Annotated in this window: 20 protein-coding genes; 11 read left to right on the forward strand and 9 right to left on the reverse strand. The window is 68.9% G+C overall.

The features are described 5' to 3' along the window. Positions 1 to 16: 16 nt before the first annotated feature. Both AC1RAA_RS13490 and AC1RAA_RS13495 read right to left on the reverse strand, forming a co-directional pair. Complete coding sequence (locus tag AC1RAA_RS13490; protein ID WP_062469103.1) at positions 17 to 685, reverse strand: HAD family hydrolase; 669 nt, start codon at positions 683 to 685, stop codon at positions 17 to 19. Between the two features lie 79 nt (positions 686 to 764). Continuing rightward, positions 765 to 2105, reverse strand: coding sequence for an MFS transporter (locus AC1RAA_RS13495; RefSeq protein WP_095743978.1), 1341 nt, complete (start codon positions 2103 to 2105; stop codon positions 765 to 767). Between the two features lie 190 nt (positions 2106 to 2295). Between AC1RAA_RS13495 and cyoA the strand changes: the two genes are divergently transcribed. From cyoA to trhA, 8 genes are all read left to right on the forward strand, one after another. After that, positions 2296 to 3321, forward strand: coding sequence for a ubiquinol oxidase subunit II (gene cyoA, locus AC1RAA_RS13500; protein ID WP_062469097.1), 1026 nt, complete (start codon positions 2296 to 2298; stop codon positions 3319 to 3321). Between the two features lies 1 nt (position 3322). Then, positions 3323 to 5329, forward strand: coding sequence for a cytochrome o ubiquinol oxidase subunit I (gene cyoB, locus AC1RAA_RS13505; RefSeq protein ID WP_492728775.1), 2007 nt, complete (start codon positions 3323 to 3325; stop codon positions 5327 to 5329). Continuing rightward, complete coding sequence (cyoC, locus tag AC1RAA_RS13510; protein WP_062469091.1) at positions 5322 to 5963, forward strand: cytochrome o ubiquinol oxidase subunit III; 642 nt, start codon at positions 5322 to 5324, stop codon at positions 5961 to 5963. The genes cyoB and cyoC overlap by 8 nt, the downstream gene beginning before the upstream one ends. Further along, the gene (gene cyoD / locus AC1RAA_RS13515) at positions 5960 to 6382 is read left to right on the forward strand and encodes a cytochrome o ubiquinol oxidase subunit IV (RefSeq protein ID WP_062469089.1); all 423 of its coding nucleotides are present in this window, start codon (positions 5960 to 5962) and stop codon (positions 6380 to 6382) included. The genes cyoC and cyoD overlap by 4 nt, the downstream gene beginning before the upstream one ends. Further along, positions 6382 to 7206, forward strand: a complete 825-nt coding sequence (locus tag AC1RAA_RS13520; RefSeq protein WP_492728773.1) for an SURF1 family protein — start codon at positions 6382 to 6384, stop codon at positions 7204 to 7206. Before cyoD ends, AC1RAA_RS13520 begins: the two co-directional genes overlap by 1 nt. Then, positions 7190 to 8584 (forward strand): ATP-binding protein, encoded by a 1395-nt coding sequence (locus AC1RAA_RS13525; RefSeq protein WP_492728771.1) that lies wholly within the window; start codon positions 7190 to 7192, stop codon positions 8582 to 8584. Before AC1RAA_RS13520 ends, AC1RAA_RS13525 begins: the two co-directional genes overlap by 17 nt. Beyond that, a complete protein-coding gene (locus AC1RAA_RS13530; protein ID WP_492728769.1) occupies positions 8581 to 9144 on the forward strand; it encodes a response regulator transcription factor in 564 nt (187 codons plus the stop codon). Before AC1RAA_RS13525 ends, AC1RAA_RS13530 begins: the two co-directional genes overlap by 4 nt. Positions 9145 to 9207: 63 nt before the next feature. Beyond that, a complete protein-coding gene (gene trhA / locus AC1RAA_RS13535) occupies positions 9208 to 9906 on the forward strand; it encodes a PAQR family membrane homeostasis protein TrhA (protein ID WP_492728767.1) in 699 nt (232 codons plus the stop codon). A 10-nt stretch (positions 9907 to 9916) separates the two neighbouring features. On the opposite strand, the gene AC1RAA_RS13540 is transcribed toward trhA, so the two are convergent. From AC1RAA_RS13540 to AC1RAA_RS13555, 4 genes are read right to left on the reverse strand one after another with little or no spacing between them, the layout of a single operon-like run. Then, complete coding sequence (locus tag AC1RAA_RS13540; protein WP_062469081.1) at positions 9917 to 10141, reverse strand: SlyX family protein; 225 nt, start codon at positions 10139 to 10141, stop codon at positions 9917 to 9919. A gap of 49 nt (positions 10142 to 10190) precedes the next feature. Beyond that, positions 10191 to 11084: an SDR family NAD(P)-dependent oxidoreductase gene (locus AC1RAA_RS13545; RefSeq protein ID WP_492728765.1), complete on the reverse strand. Its 894-nt coding sequence runs from the start codon at positions 11082 to 11084 to the stop codon at positions 10191 to 10193. Positions 11085 to 11134: 50 nt separating this feature from the next. Continuing rightward, complete coding sequence (locus AC1RAA_RS13550; RefSeq protein ID WP_492728763.1) at positions 11135 to 11635, reverse strand: DUF1097 domain-containing protein; 501 nt, start codon at positions 11633 to 11635, stop codon at positions 11135 to 11137. 36 nt (positions 11636 to 11671) lie between these two features. Further along, positions 11672 to 12427 (reverse strand): SDR family oxidoreductase, encoded by a 756-nt coding sequence (locus AC1RAA_RS13555; protein ID WP_492728761.1) that lies wholly within the window; start codon positions 12425 to 12427, stop codon positions 11672 to 11674. A 126-nt stretch (positions 12428 to 12553) separates the two neighbouring features. On the opposite strand from AC1RAA_RS13555, the gene AC1RAA_RS13560 reads away from it, so the two are divergent. Beyond that, complete coding sequence (locus tag AC1RAA_RS13560) at positions 12554 to 13453, forward strand: LysR family transcriptional regulator (protein ID WP_492728759.1); 900 nt, start codon at positions 12554 to 12556, stop codon at positions 13451 to 13453. Between the two features lie 19 nt (positions 13454 to 13472). Here the strand turns inward: AC1RAA_RS13560 and AC1RAA_RS13565 are convergent, their stop codons facing one another. Beyond that, positions 13473 to 14999, reverse strand: coding sequence for an MFS transporter (locus AC1RAA_RS13565; RefSeq protein ID WP_492728757.1), 1527 nt, complete (start codon positions 14997 to 14999; stop codon positions 13473 to 13475). 125 nt (positions 15000 to 15124) lie between these two features. On the opposite strand from AC1RAA_RS13565, the gene AC1RAA_RS13570 reads away from it, so the two are divergent. Both AC1RAA_RS13570 and AC1RAA_RS13575 read left to right on the forward strand, forming a co-directional pair. Continuing rightward, on the forward strand, positions 15125 to 16027 hold the full coding sequence (locus AC1RAA_RS13570; RefSeq protein WP_492728755.1) for a LysR family transcriptional regulator: 903 nt from the start codon (positions 15125 to 15127) through the stop codon (positions 16025 to 16027). A gap of 63 nt (positions 16028 to 16090) precedes the next feature. After that, positions 16091 to 16303 (forward strand): prevent-host-death protein, encoded by a 213-nt coding sequence (locus AC1RAA_RS13575; protein ID WP_492728753.1) that lies wholly within the window; start codon positions 16091 to 16093, stop codon positions 16301 to 16303. 119 nt (positions 16304 to 16422) lie between these two features. Here the strand turns inward: AC1RAA_RS13575 and AC1RAA_RS13580 are convergent, their stop codons facing one another. Beyond that, the gene (locus tag AC1RAA_RS13580; RefSeq protein ID WP_492728751.1) at positions 16423 to 17904 is read right to left on the reverse strand and encodes an AAA family ATPase; all 1482 of its coding nucleotides are present in this window, start codon (positions 17902 to 17904) and stop codon (positions 16423 to 16425) included. A 106-nt stretch (positions 17905 to 18010) separates the two neighbouring features. Then, complete coding sequence (locus tag AC1RAA_RS13585; RefSeq protein WP_492728749.1) at positions 18011 to 20527, reverse strand: ABC transporter permease; 2517 nt, start codon at positions 20525 to 20527, stop codon at positions 18011 to 18013. Positions 20528 to 20647 lie beyond the last annotated feature (120 nt).

Raw genomic sequence — 20647 nt, forward strand, 5'->3', positions numbered from 1 at the left:
CTCGGCCCTGACTTCGTCAGGGAAACCAGCGCGGCACGTGCGGCATCGCGTCGTGCAACGAATCGAGCACATGAAAGGCCTGAGCGACGATCGCCTCGGGCGGATGCTTGAGGTCGGGCACCACCACCACGCGCATGCCGGCGGCCAGCGCGGCCTTGGCGCCGTTCTCGCTGTCCTCGAAGGCGACGCAATCGGCCGGGTCCACGCCCAGGCGCTCGGCCGCGAGCCGGTACAGCGCCGGGTCGGGCTTGGCGCGCGCCACCTCGTCGCCGCCCGCGAAGGCCTCGAAGTGGTGAAGCACGTCGAGGCTGCCCAGGCAGGCCGCGATCTGCCCGCGCGTGGACGACGAGGCCACCGCGCAGCGCGTGCCGCGTCCGCGCAAGGCGGCAAGCAGCTCGGCCGCGCCGGGCTTGATGGGAAAGAGCGGTCGGGCGTCGCCGTCGGCACGCTCCAGCTGCAGCGCGGCGGTCACCTGCGTCGCCGCGTGCTGGTAGGCGGCGGGGCCGCCGAGCAGCGCGGCAAGGATCTGCTTCGATTCGCTCATGGCCAGCCCCACGCATTGCAGGTACTGGGCGTGCGAAAGCTCGACATCGAGCGTGCGGGCCGCGGCGATCCAGGCGGCCATGATGGGGCGCTCCGAATCGATCAGCAGCCCATCCATGTCAAAAATGGCGGCGGTGAACATCGAGGCGAATCCTAAGCGAGCCACGCAGCGGCCATGAAAAAAGGGGCCATCGGCCCCTTCGTTCGAGAAACGCTGCCGGTCAGTCCCGCGCCAGCGCCCGGTTCAGCCCCAACGCCGCCAGCGTGCCGAGCGCGCCCGACAGCAGGTAGATGCTCACGAAGGCCAGGCCGAAGTGGGCCGACAGGCCCAGGGCGACCAGCGGGGCAAAGGCCGCGCCGATGAGCCAGGCCAGGTCGGCCGTGAGGGCCGCGCCCACGTAGCGGTACTTGGGCGCGAAGTTGGAGGTCACGGCGCCGGCCGCCTGGCCGTACGACAGGCCCAGCAGAGCAAAACCCAGCACGATGAAGATGTCCTGGCCGATGCGTCCGCCGTCGAGCAGCGTGGGCGCGAAGCCGCTGAACACGGCGATCATGGCGGCCAGGCCGCCGAGCGTGAAGCGACGGCCGATGCGGTCGGCGATCAGGCCCGAGGCCACGATGCCGATGGCGCCGAACACCGCGCCGACCATCTGCACGATCAGGAACTCGGTGATCGACTGGTCGGAGTACAGCGAGATCCACGACAGCGGGAACACCGTGATCAGGTGGAACAGCGCGTAGCTGGCCAGCGCGGCGAACGCGCCGATCAGCAGGTTGGCGCCCTGCGAACGGGTCAGCTCGACCACGCTGGTGGGCTGCAGCTCGCGCTCTTCGAGCAGGCGCGCGTACTCGTCGGTGGCCACCAGGCGCAGGCGCGCGAACAGCGCCACCACGTTGATGGCGAAGGCCACGTAGAAGGTGTAGCGCCAGCCCCAGTCGAGGAAGTCGGCCAGCGGCAGGCTGGAATACAGGTACGCGAACAGCGCGCTGGCCAGGAAGAAGCCCAGCGGCGCGCCCAGCTGGCCCAGCATGGCGTACCAGCCGCGCTTGTTGGGCGGTGCGTTCAGCGCCAGCAGCGACGGCAGGCCGTCCCACGAGCCGCCCAGCGCCAGGCCCTGGGCAAAGCGGAAGATCGACAGCAGCACGATGGCCGTGAAGCCGATGCTCGCGTAGCCCGGCAGGAAGGCGATGCCGGCAGTCGAGGTGCCCAGCAGGAACAGCGCGATCGTCAGCTTGGTCTCGCGCCCGAATCGCCGCTGGATCGCCATCGAGATCACGGTGCCGAAGGGGCGCGCGATGAAGGCGAACGAGAAGATCACGAAGGCCCAGAGCACGCCTTCCAGGCGCTGCTCGAAGGGGAAGAACACCGCCGGGAACACCAGCACCGAGGCGATGCCGTAGACGAAGAAGTCGAAATACTCGGAGGCGCGGCCGATGACCACACCGACCGCGATCTCGCCCGGGGCGATGTGCGAATGGTCGGCGTCTGCGGCGCGGGCGCCGCCTTCGGTCGGGTGCGACACAGGCTGGGCGCCTGGTGGACTGATGCTGGACGTCGTCATCTTGCTAGCTGGCTGGCTGTAATTCGGGTGTCATGCCGGGGCACGACACAGGGGAAATTCTGGACACCCTGTAGCGTCTCACCGAATTGCGTTTACCGCCATAGGACAAAACGTCCAATAGGCGGAATCCCTTGGGCGGCGTAGATTGCAGGGTCATTTTTGCGCGGCCTTCGCACTTTCCTCTCCCGGCATGCACATCCTCAAGACCCTTCGCCGAGCACTTCTGCTGCTTTCCGCCATTTTCCTGGCGGGCTGCAACACGGTGCTGTTGAACCCCTCCGGCGACATCGCCAACCAGCAGGGACGCCTGATCGTCGTCTCCACGGTGCTGATGCTGATCATCATCATTCCGGTGATCGCCCTGACCATCTTCTTTGCCTGGCGCTATCGCCAGTCGAACAAGGAGGCCACCTACAGCCCCGACTGGGACCACTCCACGCAGCTCGAGCTGGCGATCTGGGCCGCGCCGCTCCTGATCATCATCGCGCTGGGCGCGATCACCTGGATCAGCACCCACACGCTGGACCCGTACCGCCCGCTGAGCCGCCTGGACGCGCAGCGCCCGATTCCCGCCGAAACCAAGCCGCTGGTGGTCGAGGTGGTGGCGCTGGACTGGAAGTGGCTCTTCATCTACCCCGAGCAGGGCATCGCCACGGTGAACGAGCTGGCCGCCCCGGTGGACCGCCCGATCAGCTTCAAGATCACGGCCTCGTCGGTCATGAACTCCTTCTTCATCCCCGCGCTGGCCGGCCAGATCTATGCCATGCCGGGCATGGAGACCAAGCTGCACGCGGTGATCAACAAGCCGGGCGAGTTCGACGGCTTCTCCGCCAACTACAGCGGTGCGGGCTTCTCGGGCATGCGCTTCAAGTTCCACGGCCTGAGCCATGACGGCTTCGACCAGTGGGTGGCCAAGGTCAAGACCGGCAAAGAGGGCGAACTGACCCGCGAGCAATACAAGAAGCTCGAAGTGCCGAGCGAGCGCGAGCCCGTGCGCCACTACGCCGCGGTCGACCCCGCCCTGTACGACGCCATCCTGAACCTGTGCGTCGACCGCAACAAGATGTGCATGAAGGAAATGATGGCCATCGACGCCGACGGCGGCCTGGGCAAGCCCGGCGCCTTCAACGTCGCCACCAAGCAGGCCTGGCAGGCCGACTCCCTCGACACGCCCAAGCGCAAGTACGTCACCGCGATGTGCACCACCGAAGACTAAGATGTTGCAGAACCTAGACCTGACGAAGCTCGTCTTCGGCCGCCTCTCCTGGGAGGCGATTCCCCTTCACGAGCCGATCCTGCTCGTGACCTTCGCGGCCGTGATCCTGGGCGGCCTGGCGCTGCTGGGCGCCGTGACCTACTTCAAGCTGTGGGGCACCTTGTGGAATGACTGGATCACCAGCATCGACCACAAGAAGATCGGCATCATGTACATCATCCTGGGCCTGGTGATGCTGCTGCGCGGCTTCGCCGACGCGCTGATGATGCGGGCCCAGCAGGCCGTCGCCTTCGGCGACAACGCGGGCTTTTTGCCGCCGCACCACTACGACCAGATCTTCACCGCCCACGGCGTGATCATGATCTTCTTCGTGGCGATGCCGCTGGTCACGGGCCTGATGAACTTCGTGGTGCCGCTGCAGATCGGCGCACGCGACGTGGCCTTCCCGTTCCTGAACAACTTCAGCTTCTGGATGACCACCTTCGGCGCCGGCCTCGTGATGGCCTCGCTGTTCGTGGGCGAGTTCGCCAAGACCGGCTGGCTGGCGTACCCGCCGCTGTCGGGCATCCTGTTCAGTCCTGACGTGGGGGTGGACTACTACATCTGGTCCTTGCAGATCGCGGGGGTCGGAACACTGCTCTCGGGCGTGAACCTGCTGGCCACCATCGTGAAGATGCGCGCGCCCGGCATGACCATGATGAAGATGCCCGTCTTCACGTGGACCGCCCTGTGCACCAACGTGCTGATCGTGGCCGCCTTCCCGGTGCTCACGGCCGTGCTGGCCCTGCTGTCGCTGGACCGTTACGTCGGCACCAACTTCTTCACGAACGACATGGGCGGCAACGCCATGATGTACGTGAACCTGATCTGGATCTGGGGCCACCCCGAGGTGTACATCCTGATCCTGCCGGCCTTCGGCATCTTCTCGGAAGTGGTCTCCACCTTCTCGGGCAAGCGCCTGTTCGGCTACGCCTCGATGGTGTACGCCACGGTCGTGATCACGATCCTGTCGTACCTCGTGTGGCTGCACCACTTCTTCACCATGGGCTCCGGCGCCAGCGTGAACTCGTTCTTCGGCATCACGACGATGATCATCTCGATCCCCACGGGCGCGAAGATCTTCAACTGGCTGTTCACCATGTACCGCGGCCGCATCCGTTTCGAGCTGCCCATGATGTGGACCATCGGCTTCATGATCACCTTCGTGATCGGCGGCATGACCGGCGTGCTGCTGGCCGTGCCCCCGGCCGACTTCGTGCTGCACAACAGCCTGTTCCTCATTGCCCACTTCCACAACGTGATCATCGGCGGCGTGCTGTTCGGCATGCTGGCGGGCATCACCTACTGGTTCCCGAAGGCCTTCGGCTACAAGCTGGATCCGTTCTGGGGCAAGTGCTCGTTCTGGTTCTGGATCGTCGGCTTCTGGATGGCCTTCATGCCGCTGTACATCCTGGGCCTGATGGGCGTCACGCGCCGCATGAGCCACTTCCAGGACATGTCGCTGCAGATCTGGTTCCAGGTCGCCGCCGTCGGCGCCGTGCTGATCGCGCTGGGCATCGCCTCGTTCCTGATCCAGCTGGTGGTGAGCTTCATCCGCCGCGAGTCGCTGCGCGACACCACGGGCGACCCGTGGAACGGCCGCACGCTGGAGTGGTCGACCTCGTCGCCGCCGCCCGCCTACAACTTCGCGTTCACGCCGCGCGTGCATGACAACGACGCCTGGACCGACATGAAGGCCCGCGGCTACCAGCGCCCGCTGGACGGCTTCAGCCCCGTGCACATGCCCAAGAACACGGCCGCCGGCTTCGTCATCGCGGCGCTGAGCGCGGTGTGCGGCTTTGCCCTGATCTGGCAGATGTGGCTCGTGGCCGGCATCGGCTTCGTGGCCATGCTGGTCGCGATCATCGCCCACACCTTCAACTACAAGCGCGACTACTACATCCCCGCGGAAGAAGTCGTTCGCACCGAAGAAGCACGCACGCGCCTCTTGGCCACCGCCCATGTCTGATACCACCGCCCTCCCCTCCCGGAACGCGAACGCACCGGCGTTCGACCTGTTCCACGTCCGCAACGAGGACCACCACCCCGAGAACGGCACGTTGCTGGGCTTCTGGCTCTACCTGATGAGCGACTGCCTCATCTTCGCCTGCCTGTTCGCGGTGTACGGCGTGCTGGGCCGCAGCTACGCGGCCGGCCCCTCGGGCGCCGACCTGTTCGACCTGCCGCTGGTGGCGATGAACACCTCGCTGCTGCTGCTGTCGTCGATCACCTACGGCTTCGCGATGCTCGAGATGCAGCGCAAGCGCATGGGCGGCGTGCTGCTGTGGCTGGGCATCACGGGCCTGCTGGGCCTGGGCTTCATCGGCCTGGAGCTGTACGAGTTCGCGCACCTGCTGCACGAAGGCGCCGGCCCGCAGCGCAGCGCCTTCCTGTCGTCGTTCTTCGCGCTGGTGGGCACGCACGGCCTGCACGTGAGCTTCGGCATCATCTGGCTGGTCGTGCTGATGGTCCAGTTGCCCAAGCACGGCTTCACCGCCGCCAACCGCCGCCGCCTGATGTGCCTGTCGATGTTCTGGCACTTCCTGGACGTCGTGTGGATCGGCGTCTTCACCTTTGTCTACCTCATGGGATCGATGGCATGAGCGCCCCCGCACACACCGCCACCGCCGCGCACGGCCACGGCGCACACGACAGCCACGGTCACGGCGACCACCACGACGACGGCCCCGTGAGCCACAGCACCTTCAAGGGCTACATGACCGGCTTCGTGCTGGCCGTGATCCTGACCGCGATCCCGTTCTGGCTCGTGATGGGCAAGGTGATCGCCAACCCGAGCACCACCGCCCTCGTCATCCTCGGCTTCGCCGTGGTGCAGATCGTGGTCCACATGGTGTACTTCCTGCACATGGACGCCAAGTCCGAAGGCGGCTGGAACATGCTGGCGCTGATCTTCACGCTGGTGCTCGTGGTCATCACGCTGGCCGGGTCGCTGTGGGTCATGTATCACATGAACACCAACATGATGCCGGCCATGGTCCACGACATGAAGAACATGCCCTGATGGCCTCGGCCGCCCGCCCGCGCTCCGTTGTCACGCGTGCGGCGCTGGCGGTCTGCGCCCTCCTGGCCTTTGCCGGCTTTCTTGCGCTCGGCACCTGGCAGGTCGAGCGCAGGGCCTGGAAGCTCGATCTCATCGCCCGCGTCGACCAGCGCGTGCACGCCCCGGCCGCCGACGCGCCGGCGCGACCCGAATGGCCCACGGTCAACGCGGCCAACGACGAATACCGGCACGTGCGCCTTCGCGGCACGTTCCTCCATGACAAGGAAGCGCTGGTGCAGGCCAGCACCCGGCTCGGTGCCGGCTTCTGGGTGCTGACCCCGCTGCGCAGCGCCGATGGCAGCATCGTGCTCGTCAACCGCGGCTTCGTGCCGCCTGAAGCGCGTGAACGCGCGGCGCGCACTGCCCCCGAGCCCCAGGGCGACACCACCGTAGCCGGCCTGCTGCGCCTGACCGAGCCCAAGGGCGGCTTCCTGCGCACGAACGACCCCGCGGCCGACCGCTGGTTCTCGCGCGACGTGCAGGCGATTGCCGCAGCGCGCGGCCTGGCCGACGTGGCGCCCTACTTCGTCGACGCCGAGGCCGGCGCTGCGCCCGCACAGGCCGCGCCCACATGGCCAGCGGGCGGCCTGACGGTCATCGCCTTCCCCAACAGCCACCTCGTCTACGCCCTCACCTGGTACGGGCTGGCGCTGATGGTGCTCGGCGCCTACGGGTTCGTGTGGCGCGACGACCGGCGCCGACGGGCATCGCAAGACGGTAGCGGCGAAAATGCACCGCATGCCGACGCCGCACGCCCCGACCCCGCCGATGCCCGCCGCGACTGACAAGCTCGTCGCGGTGGCCGGCGAACTGCACGCCCCGCGCGCGGGCGTCGCGAGCCTGGACAACGCCATCGGCCACCAGAACATGCAGCAGCTGATCCAGCTGCGCTGGTTCGCCGTGGTCGGGCAGGTGGCCACCATCCTCGTGGTGCACTACGGCTTCGGCATCCGCCTGCCGCTGAACCACATGCTGCAGGTGCTCACCTGCCTCGCGCTGTTCAACATGGTGAGCCTGCTGCGCCTGCGCATCCATGGCCGCGTGACCAACGAAGAGCTGTTCGTCGCGCTGCTGGTCGACGTGGCCACGCTCACGGCCCAGCTGTACCTCAGCGGCGGCGCCACCAACCCCTTCGTCTTTCTGTACCTGCTGCAGGTGATCCTGGGCGCGGTGCTGCTCAAGGCCTGGTCGACCTGGACCATCGTGGTCATCACCGGCCTGTGCTTCGCGGGCCTGGCGCTGTTCTCGCGCCCGCTGCCGCTGCCGCTGGACCACGACCGCGGCCTGTGGAGCCCCTACGTGCAGGGCATGCTGGTGTGCTTCGCGCTCAATGCGGCGCTGCTGGTGGTCTTCATCACCCGCATCAGCCGCAACCTGCGCGTGCGCGACGCGCGGCTGGCGGACCTGCGCCAGCGCGCCTCCGAAGAGGAACACATCGTGCGCATGGGCCTGCTGGCCTCGGGCGCGGCGCACGAGCTGGGCACGCCGCTGGCCACGCTGGCCGTGATCCTGGGCGACTGGCGCCGGCTGCCGCACTTCAGCTCCGACCCCGAGCTGCTGCAGGAAGTGGCCGAGATGGAAGTGCAGATCCAGCGCTGCAAGAGCATCGTCAGCGGCATCCTGCTGTCGGCCGGCGAGACGCGCGGCGAATCGTCCGAAGAAACCACCGTGCGCACCTTCCTGGACGACCTGGTCGAAGAATGGCGCACCACGCGCCCGGTCGAGGAGTTCGACTACGAGAACCTGTTCGGCCAGGACCTGCCCATGGTGTCCGACTCGGCCATCAAGCAGATGGTGTGCAACGTGCTCGACAACGCGCTCGAGGCCTCGCCGCACTGGCTGCGCCTGGAGGCCACGCACGACGCCGACGCACTCACCATCACCGTCACCGACGCGGGCCCCGGCTTCATGCCGGCCATCCTCGCGGAGTTCGGCAAGCCCTACCAGTCGAGCAAGGGCCGCCCCGGCGGCGGGCTGGGCCTGTTCCTGGTCGTGAACGTGGCGCGCACGCTGGGCGGACGCGTCGCCGTGCGCAACCGCCCCGAGGGCGGCGCCATCGTGACCATCACGCTGCCGCTGGCGGCCATCGTGCTCGAAGAGGACGACGAAGCAGCCGCCCCCCTCGCGGACACCGCCGCCCCCCAAGCCCCGAGCAGCCCATGACCCACACACCCGACACCGCCGAAGTCCGCCAGCTGCTCATCGTCGAGGACGACGAGGCCTTCGCGCGCACGCTCGCCCGCTCCTTCGAGCGGCGCGGCTACGTGGTGGTGCATGCGCGCAACCTCGAGGAGATGGAAGCGCTGCTCGAGGAAGGCGACGGCCCCTCGCCCGGCTACGCCGTGGTCGACCTGAAGCTCAACGGCGAGGCCTCGGGCCTGGCCTGCGTGCAGATGCTGCACCGGCACGACGCCGAGATGCTGATCGTGGTGCTCACCGGCTTCGCGAGCATCGCCACCGCCGTCGAGGCCATCAAGCTCGGCGCCTGCCACTACCTGGCCAAGCCCTCGAACACCGACGACATCGAGGCCGCCTTCGGCCGCGCCGCCGGTACCACCGAGGTCGAACTGACCAACCGCTCCACCTCGATCAAGACGCTGGAGTGGGAGCGCATCCACGAGATGCTGGCCGAGACCGGCTTCAACATCTCGGAAACCGCGCGCCGGCTCGGCATGCATCGGCGCACATTGGCACGCAAACTCGGCAAACAGCAGGTCAAGTAACATGATCTGCCGGTTTCGCGAATTCCTGCGGAACCAACACCGATCCCGGAGGCTCTGTTCCTGATGACGAATAGCCCGCCGCTGCAGCTGCAGCCCGCCCGTTCCACCACCGCGAAGAAAACCGCCGCGCGCGACCAGACCGCGATGGAAGAGCTCTTCAACGCCCTGAGCCACGGCCTGGGCCTGCTGCTGGCGATCGCCTCGCTGCCGATCCTGGTCTACAGCGCCGCCCAGAAGGGCCAGGCCGCGGCCGTGGTGGGCGCCTCGCTCTTCGCGGGCACGGCCATCGTGCTGTACCTGATCTCCACGCTGTACCACGCGCTGCCGATCGGCCGCGCCAAGGCCTGGTTCAACCGGCTCGACCACGCGGCCATCTACCTGTTCATTGCGGGCAGCTACATGCCCTTCCTGTTCGGCGTGCTGCGCGGGCCCTGGGGCTGGACGCTGTTCGGCGCCATCACCGCCGCCGCCGTGCTGGGCGTGAGCGCCAAGCTGTTCAACCGCCTGCGGCACCCGCTGTGGTCCACCGGCCTGTACGTGGCGATGGGCTGGATGGCGCTGATGGCGGCGGTGCCGCTGTACGAGCGCATGTCATCGGCGGGGCTGGCGTGGCTCGTGGCCGGCGGGCTGTTCTACACGGCCGGGGCTGTTGTGTTCCTGTTCGACAACAAGGTGCGCTACGCGCATTCGGTGTGGCACCTGTTCGTGCTCGCGGGCAGCACCTGCCACTTCTTCGCCGTGCTCTGGCACGCGCACGGCTGACCGATCTTCATCAATAGTGGGGTGGGAGTTCGTCACGCAGGTTGCGTGCGCCCCCGTCCTGCCCTGCGTTCTGGCTTTGCAGCCGCAGCTGCGCGACCTGCAGGATCAGGCTGTCGATCTGCTGCTGTTGCCGGTAGATCGTCATGTTCAGCTGCTCGAGCAGGTCTTCGGCATAGCTCGACTTGATCTCGAGGTCGTTCAGGCGCTCTGTCACGTCGTTCGGTGAATGTTCCATGCCGCTATTGGACAGGAAGATCCACCGCTTCTTGTTGACAGCGCCCCGCTCAGCGCCGGACCTTCGCCTCGAGCAGGTCGCCCATGCCGATACGCCGGGCGAAGTCGATGCGCACGCGTTCCGACACCTCGAAGACCTCGGCCGCACCGTCGCCCACGAAGTCGATCAGCGAACGCATCGGCCGCGTGCCGGCCGGCAGGCCCACGATGCGCACGATGTCGTCGGCCACGGCCTGCGGATCGGCGTGCTCGGGCGTGAGGGCGGACAGGCGCTCGCCGATGCGGTCCATCACGCCGTCGTAGCGGCCGTAGGCGGCGGCAATGGCCGCGTCGGAGGGCTTGCCCGCGCTCGGGAAGTGATCGGTGCCCCGGGTGAACGCGCCCGGCACGACGATCGAGGTCTCGACGCCGAAGCGCGCGATCTCGTAGGCCAGCGTCACGGCCAGCGAATCCATGGCCGCCTTGGCCGCGCCGTACGGGCCCATGAACGGCGGAAAGCCGCCCTTGGTGGTCGTGCTGCTGATCCACAGCATCAGCCCCGACTCCTGCTGGCGCAGGTACGGCAGCACCGCGCGGTTCACGCGCTGGGCGCCGAGCACGTTGGTGTCGAACACCCGGGTGATGTCTTCCGGCGTGAAGGCCTCGGTCGGCCCGACCACGAGATGGCCCGCGTTCTGCATCACCACATCGAGGCGGCCCTGCGCCTGGACGATGGTCGCCGCGGCGGCGTCGGCGGAGGCCTGCGACAGCACATCGAGTTCGATCGGATGCAGCTGAAGCCCCTGCGCCGCGGCCAGGGCACGCAGCTCGGCCGCGCGCGCCTTGTTGCGGCCCGCGATGTCGCGCATGGAGGCATAGACGATGTGGCCCGCTTCGGCGAGCGCCTTCGCGCTGAGCTTGCCGATGCCGGAGCCGGCGCCAGTGACGAGGATGACGGATTGCATGAGGGAACCCCTTGAATGAAGGTGAGAGGGAAGAAAGGAAAGTCCGGTGGTCAGCGCACGCGGCGCTGCAGCAGGTGGGCCACCCACGCCGCCATCGACCCGAGTGCCGCCGCGCCGGCCAGCGTGGCGAACAGCGACAGCGAAGGGGGCTGGTGGACCGCGAAGAACGCGATCAGCCCGAGGAAGTAGCACAGCAGGTTGTTCAGTCGCGGCACGCTGCGCATCGACACCACGAGGAGCGCCACGAACAGCACCACCACCGGCAGCGCCGCGGCGCCCGCGATCGGGGCCAGCGCGGCAATGGCCAGGGCCGCGCCCTTGCCGATCAGCAGGCCCAGGCTCACGCAGACGAGGTTGAACACGCCGTCGCGTGCGGTGACGCCGCGGGTGTAGAACGCCACCCAGCCGACGAACATCGCCCACACGGGCAGTTCGAGCACGAGCGCCATCGCCGAGGCGGCAGCGGCCACCACGGCCGCGGCGGCCGTGAACGCCGTGTACGCGAGGCTGAAGAAGCGCGGGGTGGCCGCGTGGGGTGAAGGCGGGTGCATGGTGCGTGCTCCGTGGATGTCGTGGGAAGCCACCGCTCAGGCCACGCCGCCGTTGGCCCGCAGCACCTGCCCGTTGACCCATCCCGCATCCGGCCCCGCCAGGAACGACACCACCGAGGCAATGTCTTCCGGCTGCCCCAGGCGCTGCAGCGGCGGCATCTGGGCGAAGGCCTGGATCTGTTCGTCGGTCTTGCCGTCCAGGAACAGCGAGGTCGCGACCGGGCCCGGCGCCACGGCGTTCACCGTGATGCGTCGGCCGCGCAGTTCCTTGGCGAAGACGTGCGTGAAGGCCTCGACCGCCGCCTTGGTGGCGTTGTAGATCGCGTAGCCCGGCATGTGCAGCGCGAGCGTGGTGCTCGAGAAGTTGACGATGCGCCCGCCCTCGGCGAGCCGGGTCGCGGCCTCGCGCAGGGTGTTGAAGGTGCCGCGCACGTTGATGTCGAAGGTCTGGTCGTAGAGCGCGTCGCTGTGCGCGGCCAGCGGCGCGGTCTGGAGCACGCCGGCGTTGTTGACCAGCACGTCGACCGGGCCGAGCTGCGCTTCGACAGTGTCGAACATGGCGCGCACCGCTTCAGCGTTCGCCACGTCGGCCTGCACCGCGAGGGCTCGGGCGCCGGTGGCCTTCAGTTCGGCGACCAGCGCTTCGGCGGGCGCGGCGCCCGCGGCGTAGTTGACGGCGACGGCGAAACCGTCGGCGGCGAGCCGGCGGCCGATGGCGGCGCCGATGCCGCGCGAGGCGCCGGTGACGATGGCGACGCGGGTGGAAAGAGCAGAAGAAGTGGCGGTGTTCATGGCGCGATTCCTTGGGAGTGGTGAGTGGATGAAGCGAATGGTCGGCCATTCCATCCAAAAGATAATCAGCGCCAAATCGTCAATAAAATTCCATTTACCTAAACAATAGACACGAAGGCTGACCCCATGGACCGCTTCCAGGAAATGCAGGCCTTCGTGCGCATCGCCGAGCGCCAGAGCTTCACGCAGGCCTCGGACGACCTGCAGATTCCGCGCGCCACCCTCACCACGCTGATCCAGCGGCTCGAATCGCGCCTGGGCGCCCGGCTGCTCGAGCGCACCACGCGCACCGTGCGCCTCACGCAGGACGGCGAGGCCCATTACCAGCGCTGCGTGCGGCTGCTGGCGGACGTGGAAGAGGCCGAAGGCGCCTTCACCCACGCGGCGCCCCAGGGCCTGCTGCGCGTGAACCTGCAGGGCACGCTGGCGCGGCACTTCGTGGTGCCGGCGCTGCCCGCCTTCCTCGCCCTCCATCCGGGCCTGCAGCTGCACATCGGCGAGGACGACCGGCTGGTCGACCTGGTGCGCGAAGGCGTGGACTGCGTGCTGCGCGCCGGCCCGCTGCAGGACTCGTCGCTGGTCGCGCAGCGCGTGGCGCTGCTGCCGCAGGTGACGGTGGCGAGCCCCAGCTACCTCGCGGCGCACGGCGAGCCCGCCGACCTCGCGGCGCTGGCCTCGCACCGCGCGGTGCACTACGTGTCGAGCAGCACGGGCAAGGCGCTGCCGCTCGAGTTCACGGTCGACGGTCAAGTGCGCCCCGTGCAACTGACCGCCACCGTGTCAGTCACAGGCGCCGACCTGTACACGGGCGCCGCCATCGTGGGCCTCGGGCTGGTGCAGGTGCCGCGCTACCGCGTGGCGGCCGAGTTGGCGGACGGCCGCCTGCAGGCGGTGCTGCCGGGCTTTGCGCCGCCGCCGATGCCGGTCTCGGTGCTGTATCCGCAGAACCGGCAGTTGTCGTCGCGGGTGCGGGTGTTCACGCAGTGGCTGCGCGGTCTCTTCGAGCAAGACACCGCGCAGGGCTGAGCACCGCGCCCGCAATGCCTCAGGAAACCGGGCACTCCAACGTCGCCTCCGGGTGATGCGACGGCGCCTCCCCGCGCAGGAATGCAAACACCACCACCGCCGTCAACACCGTCACCCCGGCCAACACGCACAACAGCGTCCCGAACGCGGCGCCATACGCGTGCAGCAGCGCGGCGCGGTCCATGCCCGGCAGCAAGGCCAGCGCCTGCGCCAGGTCGCCCGTCGCCACGCGCTGCGCCGCCTGCGACACCGCCACGGACGAAGGCGACGACGACGCCTTCAGCTGCAGCGCGACGAGTGCCGTGAGCCCCGCCCCCACCAGCGCCAGCGCAATGCCCTCCCCCGCGACGCGCACGGTGTTGAAGATGCCCGACGCCATGCCCGCCCGCTCGCGCGGCACCACGCTCACGGCCAGGCCGTCCATCAGCCCCCACGGCAAGCCGATGCCCGCACCGATCAGCAGCAGCGGGCCCACGAGGCCGTGCAAGGGCGTGCCCGGCGCGCAGCGGGCGAGCCACACGAGCCCCGCCGCGCACACCAGCAGACCCACCGCCGAGATCATGCCCGCCGAGAAGCGGTGCGCGAGCCATGCCGCCAGCGTCGGCACGATGAGGATCGGCCCCGACAGCGCGAACATGAAGCCGCCCGCCTCCAGCGCGCTGCGACCTTCGAGCCCGATGAAGCGGATCGGCAGCAGCACCAGCAGCACGACAAAGCCGTAGGCCGGCGCCGCAGCCAGCAGCTGCACGCCGACGAAGCGCGGAAAGCGGAACAGCGACAGGTCGAGCATCGGATGCGCCACGCGTCGCTCGATGGCGATGAAGGCCGTGCCCATGGCCAGCGCGCCGGCCAGCGCCGCCAGCACCCACGGGCTGGCCCAGCCGCTGTCGGGCGCCTGCAGCACGCCCAGCGTGAGCAGGCTCAGCGCGGCCGTGAAGCTGAGCGTGCCCGGCACGTCCAGCCCCATCGCCTGCGGGTTGCGCGACTCGCGCATGCGCGGCGCGGCCAGGCACAGCGCGACGAGGCTCACGGCGCCGGGGCTGAGCATCACGGCGTGCCAGCCGACGGTGTCGGCCAGCCAGCCCGAGAGGATCGATCCGCACGACAGCCCCACGCCGAACGAGGTGCCGATGAGGCTGAACGCCCGCAGCCGCGCCGGCCCGTCGAACACCTGCGCCAGCGCCGCCGTGCCCGCCGCGAAGGCCGCCGCCGAACCCAGCCCCTGCACGGCGCGCGCGAGGTCGAAGGCGACGATGCCCGGCGCCAGCGTCAGCAGCGCGCTGCTCAGCGCCACCACCGCCAGCCCCAGCAGGAAGACGCGCTTGCGCCCGTACGCATCGGCCAGCGCGCCGGCCGCCATCAGCGTGGCGCCGAAGCTCAGCATGAAGGCGTTGGTGACCCAGTTGAGCTGCACCGGCGTGCCGCCCAGCGCGTCGCGGATCGCGGGCAGCACCACGGCCGGGCCGGTGAAGCTCAGCGGCATGCCGAGCGCGGCCAGGCAGACGGCGGCGAGCAGCCAGGCCTTGTTGGAATCGGAGGAGGACATCGGGAGGGCTTTCACGCGGGAGAAGGAAAAGGGAAATGCGTGAAGCGAAGATAAAAAGGATTCAATGAAACGAAAATGGGCCCTCAGCTCCTCACACTGCCAACCCCAGGTTGCCAATCAAGCCCATGGACAGCTTCAGCGGACTCGAATCCTTCGTGCGGGCGGCCGACCTGCAGAGCTTCGCGCGGGCGGGCCGCGACCTGGGCATCTCGGCCTCGGCCGTGGGCAAGAACGTCGCGCGGCTCGAGGCGCAGATGGGCGTGCGGCTGTTCCACCGCACCACGCGGCAGGTGCGGCTCACGGCCGAGGGCGCGATGTTCCATGAGCGCTGCCGCCGCATCCTCGACGAGCTCGGCGATGCGCGCGCCATGCTGCAGGACGCCGTCGCCACGCCGCGTGGCCGCCTGCGCGTGAGCCTGCCGACCATCGGCTACCGCTTTCTGCTGCCGATCCTGCCGGCGTTCAAGGCGCGCTTTCCCGAGATCGAGCTCGACCTCGACTTCAACGACCGGCTGGTCGACGTGGTGGCCGAGGGTGTCGACGTGGCCATCCGCAGCGGCGAGCTGGTCGATTCGCAGCTCGTGGCGCGCCGCCTCGGCCCGTTCAGCTTCGTGCTCGCGGCCTCGCCGGCCTACCTGGCACGGCACGGCGTGCCGCAGGTGCCGGCCGACCTCGCCCACCACAGCTGCCTGCGCTACAAGTTCGTGACCGGCGGAAAGATCGAGGACTGGGACCTGCCCGGCCTGCCGCCCCAGCTGCCGCCGGGCCTGGTCTGCAACAACATGGAAGCCATGCTGGGCGCCGCCGTCGCGGGCCTGGGCATTGCGTACATGCCCGACTTCCTGGCGCGCGACGCGCTGCGCCGCGGCGAGCTGCAGCGCGTGCTCGCCGCGCACCTCGTGCGGCAGGGGCAGTTCTCGGCGCTGTGGCCGTCGAGCCGGCAGCTGTCGCCGAAGGTGCGGGCGTTCGTCGATTTTGCGGGTGAGCACATGTTCAGGGACGATGGCTCAGACGCACACACGAGCTAGAACCGATTCGGACCACAATCCGTCTGATCCACGGCACCGACGGGACGCGCAATGAGTTCTTCCATGCAGGTCAAATCCACCGATGATCCCGAGAGTCATGCCGCAGAGGTCGTGCAGCCGCTTTCAGCCCGCTCCTGCGAAGAACACGAAGAAACACCCGCGCTCTTGAAAGCCTTGGAGCACGGCAGTTCCGAAATCGAACAGAACCAGTTCCGGCCTTCGGATGAGGTGTTCGCTGAACTGGACCAGGAAGACAGGCGCAGTACTTCAGCATGAAGCGCTCGACGGACCGGCGCGACATCATGTTCGCGCCCATCCTCTCGCTTCACGATGTCAGCACGATGGGGCAGGAATTCCCGCAAGGCACCGCGCGCTGACGCGGGTGCCGGGCCGGATCAAGCAGCAGCTTCAGCGACGACGCGTGGCTCGGCGGGCAACGCCTCGGCCTGCGGGGCACTCTCCTTGGGCGGCGTCTTCACAGGCTCGCGCTCCATCCGGCTCAGCGCCAGCGCCACCTGCAACGGATACAGCGTGCGCACATCGCCCTCGGCCTTGTTGCTCACCGTCGTGCCGGCGGCCTCGCTCATGCGGGCCGTGCGCACCGCGTCGAGCCGGTGGGTCGGTACCATGAACGGCGAGTGCGTCGTGTAGAGGATCTGGTTGGCGAAGTCGTGCTCCAGATGCGCCAGCAGATCGGCCTGCGAATGCGCGTGCAGGTGCAGGCCGGGCTCGTCCAGCAGCAGGATCGCATCGGCCGCGCCCTTCGTGTCCGCGAAGAACGCGACGTAGAACGAGAAGAACCACTGGAAGCCGCGGCTGCGTTCGTCGAGGTTCACTTCCACCTCGTAGGCGGCGTTGGGGTCGGACACCAGCGTCTCCAGGTGCTGCCCGTCGAGGTTGAAGCGGACCTTGAGTTCGCGGTCTTTCCACACGCGGCGGATTTCCGACGTGACGACCGAGCCCGCCCGGTTCACCAACTGATTGCGCGTCGCCAGGTCGTTCTTCGCCAGCAGGTCCTGCAGCTGCTGCGGGTCGAGCCCCGCCACCTGGCACAGCTTCTCGAAATTGCGCTCGCCCGCCGTGCGCTCGCCCCAGCCCTTGCGCGTGAGGTATTCGGCGATGTTCTGGCGGCCGGGCAGCGAGGCGTAGTCCTCGACGTAGATGAAGCGCGGCAGTTTCTCCAGCACCCAGGCGCGGGCGCGGGCCAGCGCGGGCTGGTCGTTGTCGATCGTGCGCGCCAGCTCCTCGAGCTCGGTCAGCATCTGCGCCTGCTTGTCGGCGATCTCGGCGCCGGCCGTGGCCAGTGCCTGGCGCAGCGCCTGCAGCGCCAGCAGCGCGCCGGCCGACCACTTGACGAAGTCGGGGCTCGGGATCATGGCGGCGTCGAAGGCGTCGGCCTCCTGTTCGAGCGCGGCCTTCAACTCGTCGGCGACCTTCTCGGCCGCGGCCTTCACGGCGGGCACGATCTTGCGCACCTTGGCCTTGATGTCGCTCACGTCGATCGACAGCGGGCCCAGGCCCTCGAAGCCGGTCGTGCGCGTGGCGCCGTAGCCGCGGCCGGCCGTGACCTGGCGCACGCCCGCTGCGCGCGGCAGGATGGCAGCGAGCGCCAGCTGTTCGGAAGAGTCGAGGTCCCAGCGCGTGTGCACGACGGGGGTGTCGTCGGTGCATTCGTCCAGGCGGCGGTGCCGGGGGAAGTCCTTGATGGGGCTGAGTGCCGTGAGCCCGTCGGTCGGGTTCAGGCTGTGCAACGCGCGCAGCAGGTTCGACTTGCCGCTGTCATTTCGGCCGAGGATCGCTGTGATCTGGGAGGAATCGATGGAGCCGCTGTCGTGGATCGAGCGATAGTTGGTGATCTGGAATGACGCCAAGCGCATGCAGGAATTTCTCTTCTGAATTGAATACGGGGCCGGGGAATGTATTGCATCCCCGGCCCCGTCCTGCCGATCGCGGAAGAAAAAAACTGTACGGGCCTGCGCGGCCCTACTCGGCCGCGCGGCGCAGCGTGTCGACCACCGGCCGGCGCAGCACATCGCGCAGGCCCCACCACCCCGCCGCCAGCGCGAGCACCGCACCGGCCAGCGCGCCGGCCACCGGCACGAGCGGCGACGCGGTCCAGGTGAACTCGAACACGTAGCGCGCCAGCCCCCAGCCGATCACCGAAGCCACGATGCTCGCCAGGAAGCCCGCGAGCAGGCCGACGCCCACGAGCTCGGCGCGCTGCACCTGCCGCAGCAGGCTGGCGCGCGCGCCCACGGCGCGCATCACGGCGAACTCGCGCGCACGTTCCTCGCGCGTGGCGGTGACGGCGGCGAACAGCACCACCAGCCCGGCCGCCAGCGTGAAGCCGAACAAAAACTCGACCGCGCGCACCACCTGGTCGAGCACGCGCTGCACCTGGTTGATGGTGGCGCTCATGTCGACGTTGGTCACGTTGGGAAAGCTGCGCACCAGCGCGTTGTCGAAGCCGCGCGTCTCGGGCGCGCGGAAGGCGCCCATGTAGGTCACGGGCACGTCGGCCAGCGAGGCCACGGTGTACATCACGAAGAAGTTGGCGTGCAGCGAGCCCCAGTCGACCTTGCGCAGCGAGGTGATGCGCGCGTCGTTCTGCATGCCGCCGATGTCGAAGCGCAAGGTGTCGCCCAGCTTCAGGCCCAGCGTCTCGGCCAGGCCTTCTTCCACGCTCACCTCGTTCTTCGCCTCGGGCGTCCAGGCGCCGGCGGTGACGCTGTTGTGCGCGGGCGCCTCAGTGCTGTTGCTCAGGTTGAACTCGCGGTCCACCAGGCGCTTGGCGCGGTCCTCGGTGTAGTCGTCGGGCGTCACGGGCTTGTCGTTGATCGCCACCAGCCGGCCGCGGATCATCGGGTACCAGTCGAACTTGCCAACGCCCGCGTCGCGCAGCGACTTCTGGAACGCCTCGCTCTGCTCGGGCATCACGTTGATGACGAAGCGGTTGGGCGCATCGGGCGGCGTGGCCTTGCGCCAGCTCGCCACGAGGTCGGTGCGCAGCAGCACGAGCAGCACCAGCGCCAGCAGGCCCACGGCCAGCGCGCTGACCTGCACCACGGCGTAGGCCGGGCGCGCCGAGATCTGCCGCGTGGCCAGCACCAGCCAGCGCGGCGCGGTGGTCTCGCTGACACTGCGGCGCAGCACCTTCACGGCGAGCCAGCTCAGCAGCGCGAATACGGCCACGGCGCCGGCAAAGCCGCCGACCGCAATGAGGCCCAGCTTGAGGTCGCTGCTGGCCGCCATCAGCAGCGCCGCGAAGCCCGCCACGCCGATACCGAGCACGGCGAGCGATGCAGGCTTGAGCCCGCCCACGTCGCGACGGATCACACGCAGCGGCGGCACGCGCGCCAGCTGCAGCACCGGCGGCAGGCCGAAGGCGAACAGCAGCGTGAGCCCCATGCCCAGGCCGAAGGCCACGGGCCACAGCGTGGCGGCGGGCAAGGCGGTCTCGACCAGCCCGGCCAGCAGCAGCACGAACACGTAGTGCACGGCGAAACCGATGGCCACGCCGATCGCGCTGGCCACGGTGCCGATCACGGCGAACTCGAAGGCGTAGGCCGCGGCGATGGTGCGCTGGCTCTGGCCCAGCACGCGCAGCATGGCGCAGTCGTCCAGGTGGCTGGCCGCGAAGCCGCGCGCGGCCAGCGCCACGGCCACGGCCGACAGCAGCGCCGCAAGCAGCGCGACCAGGCTCAGGAATTTCTCGGCGCGGTCCAGCGTCTGGCGCATCTCGGGTCGGCCGCCCTCGAAGGAGTCGAGCCGCACGCCGCGCAGCTCGCCCTTCTTGATGGTGGCGTCGGCCCATTCGGTGAAGCGCTTCACGGCGGCGTCGTCGCCCGCCACGGCGTAGCGGTAGCCCACGCGGCTGGCCGGCTGCACGAGACCGGTGCGCGCCACGTCGGCCTGGTTGAGCATCACGCGCGGCGAAAAACTCATGAAGCCCGCGCCCCGATCCGGCTCGAGCGTGATCACGCGGCCCACGCGCAGGCCGGTGTCGCCCAGCAGCAGCGTGTCGCCGACCTTCAGGCCCAACGAGTCGAGCAGCGAGGCATCGACCCAGACCTCGCCCGACGCCGGCACGTCGCGCGTCACCGTGCCTGCGCCCTCGGCCGTGGTGGCCGTCTGCAGGTTGCCGCGCAGCGGGTAGCCCGGCGTCACGGCCTTCAGGGCCACGAGCTTGCTGGCGCCGCCCTGGGCGTCCTCGGCCCGCGCCATGGTGGGAAAGCCGAAGGTGCCGGTGCCCGCAAGGCCCAGCGACTTCGCCTGTGCAATGAAAGTTTCGGGCGTCGGGTTGTCGCTCACGACCACCGCGTCGCCGCCCAGCAGCTGGCGCGCATCGCGCTGCAGCCCGCCCTGCAATCGGTCGGCGAAGAAGCCGACCGCCGTGAGCGCGGCCACGGCCAGCACCACGGCCACGATCAAGAGGCGCAGCTCGCCGGCGCGCAGGTCGCGCCAGAGCGTGCGCCAGCCAAGGCGAAGGGAAGCGTTCATGGCGCGAACGATAGCCGACGCCTACCGGCACCGGCGGACTCAAGGGTTATTGGAAAGGGCCGCCAGGTGTTGCCCGCTGCGCGGACCTGTCGCACGATGCGAAAAAAACGAAGGAGCGCG

The sequence above is a fragment of the Variovorax sp. GW823-FHT04F07 genome (assembly GCF_058795995.1).